11 protein-coding genes are annotated in these 12,480 nt (G+C 61.4%); 10 read left to right on the plus strand and 1 reads right to left on the minus strand.

From position 1 onward, the window contains the following. The first annotated feature begins 114 nt into the window (after positions 1 to 114). Both ACYUME_RS09650 and ACYUME_RS09655 read left to right on the plus strand, forming a co-directional pair. Positions 115 to 5,877: an RHS repeat-associated core domain-containing protein gene (locus tag ACYUME_RS09650; RefSeq protein ID WP_460418691.1), complete on the plus strand. Its 5,763-nt coding sequence runs from the start codon at positions 115 to 117 to the stop codon at positions 5,875 to 5,877. Between the two features lie 27 nt (positions 5,878 to 5,904). Beyond that, positions 5,905 to 6,237 (plus strand): hypothetical protein, encoded by a 333-nt coding sequence (locus tag ACYUME_RS09655; protein ID WP_401105874.1) that lies wholly within the window; start codon positions 5,905 to 5,907, stop codon positions 6,235 to 6,237. Between the two features lie 96 nt (positions 6,238 to 6,333). Here the strand turns inward: ACYUME_RS09655 and glpT are convergent, their stop codons facing one another. Beyond that, positions 6,334 to 7,686: a glycerol-3-phosphate transporter gene (gene glpT, locus ACYUME_RS09660; RefSeq protein WP_460418692.1), complete on the minus strand. Its 1,353-nt coding sequence runs from the start codon at positions 7,684 to 7,686 to the stop codon at positions 6,334 to 6,336. Positions 7,687 to 7,909: 223 nt separating this feature from the next. On the opposite strand from glpT, the gene ACYUME_RS09665 reads away from it, so the two are divergent. From ACYUME_RS09665 to ACYUME_RS09700, 8 genes are all read left to right on the plus strand, one after another. Then, a complete protein-coding gene (locus ACYUME_RS09665; RefSeq protein WP_460418693.1) occupies positions 7,910 to 8,959 on the plus strand; it encodes a helix-turn-helix domain-containing protein in 1,050 nt (349 codons plus the stop codon). 185 nt (positions 8,960 to 9,144) lie between these two features. After that, positions 9,145 to 9,624, plus strand: a complete 480-nt coding sequence (locus ACYUME_RS09670) for a DUF2589 domain-containing protein (protein WP_279880467.1) — start codon at positions 9,145 to 9,147, stop codon at positions 9,622 to 9,624. A gap of 11 nt (positions 9,625 to 9,635) precedes the next feature. Continuing rightward, on the plus strand, positions 9,636 to 10,253 hold the full coding sequence (locus ACYUME_RS09675) for a DUF2589 domain-containing protein (protein WP_279880469.1): 618 nt from the start codon (positions 9,636 to 9,638) through the stop codon (positions 10,251 to 10,253). Positions 10,254 to 10,339: 86 nt separating this feature from the next. After that, positions 10,340 to 10,612: a hypothetical protein gene (locus tag ACYUME_RS09680; RefSeq protein ID WP_279805420.1), complete on the plus strand. Its 273-nt coding sequence runs from the start codon at positions 10,340 to 10,342 to the stop codon at positions 10,610 to 10,612. Beyond that, entirely contained in the window at positions 10,612 to 10,917 is a 306-nt protein-coding gene (locus tag ACYUME_RS09685) for a hypothetical protein (RefSeq protein WP_460418694.1), read from the plus strand. The genes ACYUME_RS09680 and ACYUME_RS09685 overlap by 1 nt, the downstream gene beginning before the upstream one ends. A gap of 43 nt (positions 10,918 to 10,960) precedes the next feature. Further along, a complete protein-coding gene (locus ACYUME_RS09690; RefSeq protein WP_279880471.1) occupies positions 10,961 to 11,134 on the plus strand; it encodes a hypothetical protein in 174 nt (57 codons plus the stop codon). Between the two features lie 32 nt (positions 11,135 to 11,166). Next, positions 11,167 to 11,556, plus strand: coding sequence for a hypothetical protein (locus ACYUME_RS09695; protein WP_460418695.1), 390 nt, complete (start codon positions 11,167 to 11,169; stop codon positions 11,554 to 11,556). A gap of 91 nt (positions 11,557 to 11,647) precedes the next feature. Beyond that, positions 11,648 to 12,430, plus strand: coding sequence for a glycoside hydrolase family 19 protein (locus tag ACYUME_RS09700; RefSeq protein WP_460418696.1), 783 nt, complete (start codon positions 11,648 to 11,650; stop codon positions 12,428 to 12,430). Positions 12,431 to 12,480 lie beyond the last annotated feature (50 nt).

Here is a 12,480-nt window from a genome sequence, read left to right on the forward strand (position 1 = left end):
CCGGGGCGACCAGCTTTGAATTCTCCCCCAGGGATTTCGGCGATGACGGCAGGGTCGGTACAGGCTGTCGGGGCACACGAGCAGTTGGGCCCGGGTGGGACCACGCGGGCGATAATGGCGCCTACGTCCCTGGAGCAGGCCAATGCCCTTCGTGGTACGCGAACCTTTCCGGCGAACCTGATACAGGGCGATCACAGCAGTGGCAATGGCGGCAACAAGGCCCGATCGACCCAAAATGCGCAGCGTGCGCAGTCGTCCAGTGCAGCGCCATTGGGCCCACCCTCGATTCCGGTATTGGCGAGGGCGCTGAACTACAGCCCGGACCTGATTTACCAGTACATCCGCAATAACGTCGATTACTACCCCGTGTGGGGCGTGCAGAAAGGCGCCTTGGGCGCGCTGCTCGACAATCAGGGAACAGCGCATGACCAAGCTGCGCTCATGGTCGAACTGCTGCGCGCTTCCGGCTACAACGCGAACTATGTCATCGGCGTCATACACCTGAGCGCTGCTCAATTGCGCGACTGGTGGGGCTTCGATATCGACAATGCCTGTGCGGTGGTCAACCAGCTCGGCGCCTCTCAGATTCCCTATGGCGCCATCAATGCCAGCGTGGCCGGGACCTGCCCGGGATTGAACGCGGCGCTGGTGGATATCGTGCTTCAGCATGTCTGGGTGAAGACCAATATCGGTGGCAGCGATTACGTGTTCGATCCGAGTTACAAGCCGCATACGCGCACTCCAGGCATCGACCTGGCTGCTGCTGCCGGCTATAACGCCAGCAGCTTCCTGGCCAGCGCGAAATCAGGCGCGACGATTAACGCCAATTACGTCCAGGGCCTCAACCGAACCAACATCATCAACAACCTGAGCAACCAGGCAAGCAACCTTGCCAGTTGGTTGCGAAGCAACAAGCCCGCGGCGAGGGTCGACGATATCTTGGGCGGATGGACGATCGTGCCCTACATTGGGCAAAACGAACGTCAGACGTCCTTACCCTACCAGGACCCCGCATACGGCACTCTCGAGGGCACTTATCTCGAACCTGCGGCCAAGCCGACGCTGCGCCTGCGCTATCAGGGTATCGACCAGACATTCACCTCGGATGCCATCTACGGCAAGCGCCTGACCATTACCTACAACGGGAGCAACCAGCCAGAGCTCAAGTTGGATGGTGCCGTGGTGGCAACTGGCAGTACCGTGGCTAATGGTGCTGATAGCACCGTCACCATGACCATCACGCATAACGCCTATGTTCGAACCGATAGCAACCAGGAATTTACCCAAAGTATCAAGGGCGGCGGCACCTACCTGGTCAACAATGGTTGGGGGCCGGTAGGAAGGGGGCTGGCGCAGCATTACCTGACTTCATTGGAGTCGGCACGCGCGAGCGGTGCCGCAGAGACCTCTGAGGCCGTGTTGGGAGCAAGCCTCGCGGTCTTGGGCGCGCAATGGCTGGGTCAGTCCACCGAGCTGGCGTCTATTGCCGGGCGCATCAGCGGCAGCTCCATGTTGTCGCACCATCAGGTCGGGATCACGGGGCACTACAAATCCGCTTATGTCGACCTGCCTGGCAACATGATGTCGACGGTGAATATCGACGCTAACGAGCAGAGAGAGCGTGCAGCCTTCATCAGCTGGATGGGGCATATCAGCATGCTTGAGTCGACCACCGTGCAACAAACGACAGGAGTAAAGGCAGTCTCCACGGTCAGCCTGCTGGACAAGGCGGTCGCTTCCGGGCTGAAGGTGTTCAGCGGTACAGCCAATAACTATGCGTCTCAGGTCAAGCCTAACCTGATCAATTGCGCTCCTTATTTTGCCTCCCTGCAAAGTACTGTGGAAGCTGGTGGGCGCGTGATCATCCCGGCCAATTGCAGCCAGACCGAAGCCAGTTGGACAGGGGTCGGCTACTTCACATTGCGTAATGAACCGAACCTGGTGGTCGGCGCCATGATCAGCGGTGGCCTGTCCGGTGGGTTCAGTAGCGTCTACCAGGCGGCGGCCAATACCGTCAACAACACCGTGACCTATGCGCAGAGTCAGTGGAATGCGTTGACTCAGTTTACCGGCAAGGCTTTCGGCGACCCCATCGACATGGTCAAGGGAAACTTCCTGTACGAGAACGCGGATATCAGCGTTGGCGTGGGGGAGTTTCCCGCCAGTCTGGGTTTCCAGCGTCTTTACAGTTCCGGATTGCGTACCAGCGATGGCGTACTGGGTAAAGGCTGGGCCCACAACTTCAATGGCACCGTCCGGGTCGGCTCCGACGGTTACCAGGGCTTGGGCGAGGACTCGGCGCTGGATGCGGTCAGTGCGTTGGTCGAGTTGCGTGTTGCCCAAGACTTGCTGATGGACACGACGGAGTCGACCGAGGCCTTCGTCATCGCTGCCATTAGCCAGAACTGGTTGGGCGAACAGATTACCAATAACACGGTTGTCGTTGGGCAGGGGCTCAATGGTGAGGTTTTCGTCAAGCTGCCCGACGGTACGTACAATCCACCACCCGGAAAATCGTCGCGGTTGATCAAGAACACCGACAATACATTTGCCTACGAAAAGCTGAATCGTCACAGACAAAACTATGATGCCAGCGGAAAAATTGTCAGCTATGACGACCGTAGTGGTATCCGGGTGAAATTTACCTACTCGGGTAACAACTTGACACTGGTAGAGAACAGTCTGGGGCGCTCGTTGGGGTTCAGTTACAGCAATGGACGAATCAACCAGGTGACCGATGGTACGCGGATCGTAAAGTATCAATACGACACCAGTGGCAATCTGACTACATTCACCAATGCGTTGAATTGGCCGGCGCGTTATGTCTACGATCTTCCAGGTCGGATGACCCAGCACTTTACACCTGCCAATCCCAGCAAGGCAGTGGTGACGAACGTCTATGATGCGCTGGGCCGGGTCGAGACACAGACCAATGCGAACGGTAAAACATATAACTATTTGTTCTCCGGTTTCCTGACGGCGGAAATTGGCCCTTATGGCCTCGTGCGCAATAATTACATCGACGCCGCCGGCAATACGTTGCAATCCAGCGACCCCATGGGGCGTTGGACTTACTCGACTTATGATGCGCATTCTCGCGTCGTGCGGCGGACGGAGCCGGAAGGCAATTACACGGAGTACACCTATGATGATGCCACCTGTGCCGGCGGCGAAAAACGTTGCACGCACAACGTCAAAACCATTCGCAAGGTAGCCAAGCCAGGCTCGACGCTTCCCGCGAAAGTTGAAAGTTTCACTTATGAGCCAACCACCAATCGGGTCGCCTCTGTCACGGATGCACGAGGTAACGTTACCAGTACCACCTATACGGCCCAGGGATTAATCAAGCAAGTCACCAAACCTCAGGACTCGGCTGGCCTGGCGCCGCAGACCACATACGGATATTCCGTTTTCAGTCGTAGCGGCTGGCCCGATTTCTACTTGCCCTCCAACGAGACGGTGAAGATCGATGCCAGCAACTCCGTGCTGACTGTCACCACTTACGATACGTCCAACAAATATGCGCCCAAGACGCGAACAGTGGACTTCGGTGGTAGTGGAAAGCTGAATCTGGCGAGTGCTTTTAAGTACGACGCCGTTGGCAACCAGATACAAGTTGATGGCCCACGCTCGGATGCGGCGGACACAATGGATTATGTGTTTGACGCGGAGCGCCAGGTCGTCAAGACGGTCAATGCGGAAGGTAAGCAGACGGTTATCGAGCGTAATGCTAATGGGCAAGTGGTGAAAGAGGCAGCGCAGTTGGGTAGTCAGTGGATGGTCAAATGCACGACCTACAGCGCCACAGGAAAAGTCAAGCGTGAGTGGGGCCCTGGAGTGACTTCGGACTTCAAGGTCTGTCCACTGCCATTGGCGCCGGTGTCGGTGACCGATAGAAACTATGACGACCTTGATCGTGAGGTATTGAAGTCGGAATATCTGGCCGTCAATGAAGGGGGGAACCGGGTGACGAAGACGGCTTACAACCTGGATGATTCCATTCAAAAAATCCAACGGTCGGTCAGTACGACAGCATTCCAGGACTACGTCACTTACACCTATACCAATAATGGCAAGCTGTTCACCAGCCAGGATGCGCGTGGCAACCTGACCGTGCGTGAGCTGGATGGCATGGATCGCCTGCTGCGTGTCTACTACCCACAGCCCAATACGCCGGGTCAAGGGAACGCTGGCGACTATGAGCAGTTCGAATATGATGCCAATGACAATGTCGTGAGCCATCGTCTGCGCAGTGGCGAAGTGGTGGAGCAGACATGGGACAAGTTGAACAGACTGACGGCGCGAAACTTTGCCAGCACTGAAGATAATGTGCGCTTTGTCTACGATCTGCGTGGTTTGAAGACGCAGAGCAATTTCGCCAATGGCAGCTCTGACATCCTCAACACCTGGGATAGCGCGGGGCGTCTGCTGGCCAGTAATTCGGCCGGGCGACTCATGACGTATCAATACGATGGCGCAGGTAATCGCACGCGCACCACGTGGCCCGACGGTGTCTTTGTCAGGACCCGATACGATGTGCTCAATCGCGTCTGGTCCATCCTGGAAAATGACAATGTCATGCTGATGAGCTATGCGTACGATGATCTGGGCCACCGTACTGCAATGACCCGTGCCAACGGCACGAGCTCCGGTTTCACTTATGACGGGCAAGGTCGCATGGCAAGCCTGGAGCACTTTCTGGTTGGCACTGCGCAGGATGTCAAGTTCACCTATCTGCGAAATCAAATGGGTGACGTGACTCAGGTGAGCTCCAACAACAGCCAGTATCAGTGGAATGGTGCGGTAGCGGGAGCCGTTGCCTACAGCAGTAACGGACTGAATCAGTATCTCAGCTCAGGGGCTTCGACTCACAGCTACGATGCCAATGGCAACTTCACCGGTGACGGTAATACCACCTATGGCTACGACCGCGACAACCATCTTCGTACCATCAATCAGGCGGGCGTCAGTCACACGCTGAGCTACGATGCCGAAGGACGCCTGCGGCGTGCTGTCCTGGCGGGCGTGCAAACGGATCTGCTTTACGACGGTGAGCGACTGGTTGCCGAATACGACAGCAACGGCGTGATGCTCAAGCGCTATGTCTATGGGGCGGGGGCCAACGAGCCGGTGGTCGTCTACGACGGGGCCGGGGTTGCGGGCCGAACCTGGATCTATGCTGATCATCAAGGCAGTCCGGTGGCCATGGCCAATACCACAGGCACCAGCATGGCGGCCTACAGCTATGGTCCGTTTGGCGAGACGGGGGCGGTCGTCCCGTTGCGCTTCGGTTACACCGGACAGCAGTTCTGGCCACAGCTGAACCTGTATTACTACAAGGCCCGCTTCTATTCCCCGTCCCTGGGCCGTTTCCTGCAAACGGATCCTGTCGGCTACAAGGACGACATGAACCTCTATGCCTACGTCGGTAACAACCCCATCAATCGGGTCGATCCCACAGGGCTTGCCGCCGCCCAACTGACCAGCCTCATGGGGCAGATCGGCACTGGGGTGCAGAATTATGCGATGAACAACACCAACATGACCTTCACTGTCACCGGTGGTTATGTCCTGGGGGGCAACATGACCGCTACCATCACGCCTTCAGGTGGCCTGTTGATCTATACCGGAGCCGGTCTGGGCATGGGCTTCGAAGTTTCGGCGGCGGTGAATGCGGGCACCACGTTCGTCAGTGGCTCTGCGCAGGGGTTGACCACCAAGACCATCGTTGCCGCAGGCATGGGTGGTCATGCGAACGCGGAGATGAACTTCGGTCAGATGGGCGTTGATGGCAGTGTCAGCTATGGTACCGGGGGAGGCGCAGCCATGGCTGTCACCACTGGCTACACGTGGAGTTTCCCACACTTGTTTTGGTAAAGAGGGTGAGCTGTGAAGGATTTGGCCATGTGGTCCCGCGTTCTGATGTTGCTGGTGTTCGCATTTGGGTTCATCAGAACGCTGGTCACGCAGTACCGTTTCAGAAAATACCTGGGCGATTTGACTACGCGCTGTCCCGAGTTCCTGCCCGGGACCAAGGGGCCTGTTCACTTCAAGACGGGCGTCGAGTTCAAGATGATGTCATTTTTGTACAAGCGCCGTTATGAAGGGTTGGCGGATGCCACCCTTCGCGCCCGAGGTGAACAACTCCGGCGCCGATGCATCGTCGATACGCTGTTGGGATGCACGGTTTTGCTGCTGTGTCTGGCGAACTTCGCCTTCACCGCAAACGGTTACTGAACAGCGGTCGGTTCGCGCTGAGCAAGCATTCGCATGATCTGACCCGTCGATCCCGAGAGGTGGCTCTCGGGATCGACCTTCACAGTCCGTACTACTTCACGCCATCGCCTCACGGCTGGCGCTCGCCGTCTTGGTATGGCGCAGCGTCGGAATCAGGAACGCGATCGCCAGTACGCAAGCGCTTACCAGCAATACGAAGCCGCCATCCCAGCCGAAGTGGTCGACGGTGTAGCCCATCGCCGCACTGGCCGCCACCGAGCCGCCCAGGTAGCCGAACAGCCCGGTGAAGCCCGCGGCGGTGCCGGCGGCTTTCTTCGGCGCCAGTTCCAGCGCCTGCAGGCCGATCAGCATTACCGGCCCGTAGATCAGGAAACCGATGGAGAACAGCGCGATCATGTCGATGGTCGGGTTGCCTGGTGGGTTGAGCCAGTACACCAGGGTGGCCACGGTCACCAGGGCCATGAACACGATGCCGGTCAGGCCGCGGTTGCCCCGGAAGATCTTGTCGGACATCCAGCCGCACAGCAGCGTGCCCGGGATGCCGGCCCACTCGTAGAAGAAGTAGGCCCACGAGGTGGTATCGACGCTGAAGTGCTTGGCTTCCTTCAGGTAGGTCGGCGCCCAGTCCAGCACGCCGTAGCGCAGCAAGTAGACGAACACGTTGGCCAGGGCGATGTACCACAGCAGTTTGTTGCGCAGCACGTACTGGACGAAGATCTGCTTGGCGCTGAATTCCTGCTCGTGGCTTTCATCGTAGCCTTGCGGGTAGTCGTTCTTGTACTGCTCGATCGGTGGCAGGCCCACCGACTGCGGGGTATCGCGCATCATGGCGAAGGCGAACACGGCCACCAGCACCGCCACGGCGGCGGGCACGTAGAAGGCCGCATGCCAGTCGTTGGTCCAGCCCAGGCCGAGCAGGAACAGCGGGCCGATCAGGCCGCCGCCGACGTTGTGGGCGACGTTCCATACCGAGACCACGCCACCACGCTCTTTCTGCGACCACCAGTGCACCATGGTCCGTCCGCTCGGCGGCCAGCCCATGCCCTGGGCCCAGCCGTTGATGAACAGCAGCGCGAACATGATCGCCACGCTGGAGGTGGCCCAATGCGCGAAACCGAAAATGAACATCACCCCCGCCGAGACCAACAGGCCGAACGGCAGGAAGTAGCGCGGGTTGGAGCGGTCCGATACCAGGCCCATGAGGAACTTGGACAGGCCGTAGGCAATGGCGATGGCGGAGATCGCCACGCCCAGTTGACCACGGCTGTAGCCCTCTTCCTCGATCAGGTAGGGCATGGCCAGGGAGAAGTTCTTGCGCAGCAGATAGTAGCCGGCATAGCCGATGAAGATCCCGGCGAAGATTTGCCAGCGCAGGCGACGGTAGGTGCTGTCGACGCGCTCGTCGGGCAGCGGCGCCTGGTGCGCGGCAGGGCGGAAGAAGGCGAACATGTGAAGCTCCAGGTTGTTATAGGTATGCGAAAGCGAATTTTACATTTTCGTTACAGAAAAAATATCGCTTTTGTCGCAAGCCGTTGTTGTTTTGTGAACGCCTTGTAGGAGGGAGCCTACCTGGAGCGGGCAATCCCCTCTTATGAATGATGGCAAAAAGCTACGCATTCTTCGGAAGTGAACCACTTTTCCGGCTCAATTCATGGATAGATGAGCCCGCACTATGGAAATCACTGCTTCGCACGTAGAACGCACGCCCGCCATCCCACGCACCGCAGCACTGCCCAGCCTCCACATCGCCACCGATGCCTTCGCCACCTGGCGCCTCACCGCCGATCTGCTGTTCAACCCGTCAAGTCGGTCAGGGGATGCCTTCAACGCCTCGTTCAAGGTTTTTCACTTCCATCGGTTTCTGCTTTGCAGCGGGCGTCTGGATGGCGCCCGCTATGGCCGCGATCGGGCTCGCCTGGGCTGGTGCGACCTCGATCATTACCTCCTGCACGTGCCGCTGCAACGCGGGCTGGCCTGCGGCAACGGCCTGCGCGTGCGGGCGCGAGATATCGTGCTGCTGGACTTGGCGCAGCCAGCGGCCTTTCGCACGACCAGCGGTACGGCGCTGAGCCTGGTGATCCCACGCACCGCGCTGCTGCATGACAGCGATCGGCTGCATGGCCTGCGCCTGTGCGGCAAGAGCGCGCCGGGGCGTTTGCTGGCCAGCCTGCTGTCTTCCCTTGCCGTGGCCGCGCCCGACCTGACCCAGGATCAGGGCCTGCACCTGAGCCAGCCGGTGCTGAGCATGGTGGCGGCCTGCCTGGCCGGCGCGTTGGCGGAGCGTGCGGCGATCACCCCCTCGGGACACGACGAACTCGGACGCCGGGTGCGCCGCTACATCGAGCTCAACCTGCATCGCGAGGACCTCACGCCCGCGCTGCTGGCCAAGGCCCTGGGCACCTCTCGCAGCCAGCTGTACCGGGCGTTCGAGCGCTTTGGTGGGGTTGGCCATTACTTGCAACGGCGACGCCTGCGCCGCAGCCTGTTGGCCTTGGGCGAGCCGGGTCACGCCGCACGCCGCATCGGCGATGTGGCCTACGCCCATGGTTTTGCCGACGAGGCGCACTTCAGCAAGTTGTTTCGCAAGACGTTCGGCCTGTCGCCACGGGCGGCGCGCCTGGCGCTGCAACGGGGTGAACTGGCGGTCATGGCCCATTTGCCGCCGGTGGGCGCGGACGGGCCGGCGCTGGCGCGCTGGATTCATGATCTGGGCAGTGATTGAACTGTTGATTCTGGGACGCACAGCCAGGTTTTCGGGACGCCTGTCCGCGGACGTGGTCCTGCGCCGACCGTAATCTGGTCCCACCTGACAACCCCATCATCCACCCACCCCCGGTGCCGTCTTCACGGCCCCTACCGACGCCAGACGGACGGCATCGGCACCGAATGTGACAAGGAGCGTCGGACGTGGCGAATCAATCCCTCCATCACCTCATCCAGAGCATCGCCGGCGCGGTGGCCGAAGCGCAGGACAAGATCCAGCGCTTCCAGGTCTCCACCGTGCGCCAGTACTTCGACGAGGACAATCGACCGGTCAGCATCGATGTGCGGCTGCCTTCGCACTCGCCCCAGGCGCAGGACGGCGAAGAGCGCGTGGTGCGGGTGCCGCTGCTGTCGCTCGTGGGCGCCCGGCTGATGGCCGTCAAGGACATGGAAATCTCGTTCGAGGTCGGCCTCAACGGCGGCGACGGCATGGCCGCCGACGAGGGCCATGGCGATGACGGCTCTGGCTGGCCGAGCGAGACCCACAAGGCTCTGAACGTCGATCTGGGCGTTCGCCGCAATGGTGAAGGCGGGCCACTGGCGCGCGTCACCCTCAAAGTCGAAACCCAGCCCCCTTCGGAGGGGATGGCTCGGCTGCTGCAAAACCTCGATAAATTGATCTAGGAGAAACAGAAATGGCTAACTTCTCGATGGGTGATCAGTTCCGCGGCCTGCCCATGGGCGACCTGATCGGCGGGCCGCTGACCGCCGCCTGCGACGCCCAGGTGCGCCTGGCCAATGCCACTGCCGACTTCATCAAGGTGATCGGCTTCCTGCCGCCGCCACCTGACCCCAACAATCCGGCAGACCCCAACGCCGTCGGTGACGTGCGCACCGTCAGCTTCCGCTACGACCGGCCCTCCACCAGCAAGCCCGACGACGGCTCCATCCCGATGGAACGGGTCGAGCTGGAAGTCCCGCTGCTGGCGGTGGTCAAGGTGCCGAACCTGTCGATCAACAAGGTCGACATCACCTTCGACATGGAGGTGAAAAACTCCGAGCAATCACGCGAAGCCACCGATGCCCAGGCGGCGATGACGGCCGAGGCCAGCATCGGCTGGGGACCGTTCAGCGCCAAGGTCAACATCTCCGGCTCGGTGTCCTCGCACAAGGAGAACACCCGCTCCACCGACCAGTCGGCCAAGTACCACGTCGAGGTCCATGCGGCCGACGACGGCATGCCGGAAGGCCTGGCACGGGTGCTGGACATGATTGCCCAGTCGGTCGCGCCAAAAGCCATCACCCAGCAGTAACGGGCGATCTGGCCAACGCCAGCCTTCTGGCCCGCTGAGCTTTCGCCAGGGTTGGCCGTCAGTCTTTTCCGGAAAGGAGTTCCGTGATGTTCGATCTAACGGACGTGGGATATGTGAAACGCATCGTCGTCGGCAGCACCGATCCGGAGAAGCTGACGTCGCAGGACGTGATCCAGGCGCAGACCGCGCTGCTCAACCGCTGCCTGAGCGAACCGCCCAAGGGGCGCATCGTCGGCATCGAAAAGACCTTCAACCTGCTCAACATCGGCGAGCACCAGGTGGTGCTGCAGTCCCTGATCTACCACGTGGGCTTCGCCCGTCGACCGTTCTGGCTGGCCGACGACCAGGAGGCCTCGTGATGAACCGTCTCGAATCATTCATCCAGGCCCTGGGCGGCGCCATGCACTGCGCCCAGCAGGCCACTGGCGCGCGCTGGCCAGGCATCCGCATCGCCTCGATGGAAGTGGTGCTGGCGGCCACCGTCGAGTCCGGCGATGCCCCGGGCGCCCTGGCCCTGCGCATCGGCCGCGCGCCACGGCGCAAGCAGATGCTGCACCAACTGAGTATCGCCGTGCCCGGTGATGCCCGCGAGGCGATCGTCGTGCGCCTCGACGGCCAACTGTTCGGGCACTACGGGAGGCCCAGCGATGGCCAGGCGAACTGACCGCTCGATGCGGTTGCTGCTGTCAACCGAGGAGACACGGACCATGCGCTCGATCCTGAAGAACAAGCCAGGTCGCCCGGCGCGGATGTCCGTCGGCAAACGGGTGTTGTGCGCGATCGGTGCGGCGCTGCTGTCGGCGCTGGTCTCGCTGGGCGTGATCCAGCCCGAGCTGGCCCTGGCCATCGCCAAGTGGGCGGGGCTGGTGCTGGCGTTCTGAACCCCCGCAACCACACAACAAGGAGAGTCATCATGAAACACCTGGCAACCGCACTGGTCGGCGCCCTGGCGCTGGCCAGCCTGGCTCCGTCATGGGCCGGCGAGTACGAAGGCAGCTTCAAGGACAATGGCGTCGACGTCCCCGTGACCTTGAACATCGACCCCGCCGCGAGACTGGGCAAGGCCGCCGGCACAATCCGTTTCGAAGGTGCCTGGGCCTGTGGCTTCGACCTGCAACTGACCGGTACCGACGGACAGGCGCGCAGCTACGCCCTGAAGAAGTCCGGCGCTGGCCGCTGTGGGCCGTTGACGCTCGGCCACCTGCAGAGCCAGGCGAGCGCGAGTGGCCTGCAGATCCAGCTGTTCACCCAGGGCAATACGCTCGCCCAGCGCGTCACCCTCGCGCCGCCCGATAACCAGTAACGCCCCACCCGACTTCCAACCGGTTCGACATCAAGGCACGGCCAGGCCGCTGCCCCACGGGGAGCGGCTTGCCCGGAGCAAGGAGCAGATCATGTGCATCACCAACACCGTAGGCACCGGCGGCAACAACGCCGCCGCCGATGTGCGCAGCCTGCAGTTGCTGCTCAACCTGAACAGCGGGCAACGCGGTTTCAACTGCGCGCTTGGCACCGACGGCCTGTGGGGCGCGGGGACGCGCGGCGCGCTGGAGCGCTTCCAGCAGATCATCGGCAGCCCGCTGGGCAAGCCGGTGGCGCCGGGCGACGCGACCCTGGGCGCGCTGCGGGTGGGGCTGCCCGGTGGCTTGGTCGCGCCCAAGTTGTGGCTGGCGCTGATCAATGCCAACGGCACACGCATCGACGCCTTCCATCAGCCGGTGCTCGACGTGCTGACCCGCTACCGCATCGACACGCCGCTGCGCATCGCCCACTTCCTCGCCCAGATCGCTCACGAGAGCGGCTGCCTGCGTTACACCGAAGAGCTGGCCTCAGGCTCGGCCTACGAGGGGCGCAAGGACCTGGGCAACCTGCAGCCCGGCGACGGCCCCCGCTTCAAGGGCCGCGGGCTGATCCAGCTGACCGGTCGCGCCAATTACCGCCAGTACGGCCAGTACTGCAAACGTGATTTCGAGAGTCGTGACGACCCTGCCCTGGTGAGCAGCGATCCGGCGTTGGCGGTGGATGTCGCCGGCTGGTTCTGGGCCAACCGCAAGCTCAATGACTGGGCCGACAAGGACGATCTGCGCGAGGTCACCCGGCGCGTCAATGGCGGCTTCAACGGCCTTGACGACCGCGCCGCCTACCTCGCCCGGGCCAAGTGGCTGCTGATCGGCTGAACGCTTTACCGCGCTTTCCGCCGCCAGCGGCGGACCCTCGAGGACGTCAA

The organism is Pseudomonas sp. microsymbiont 2, assembly GCF_054788395.1.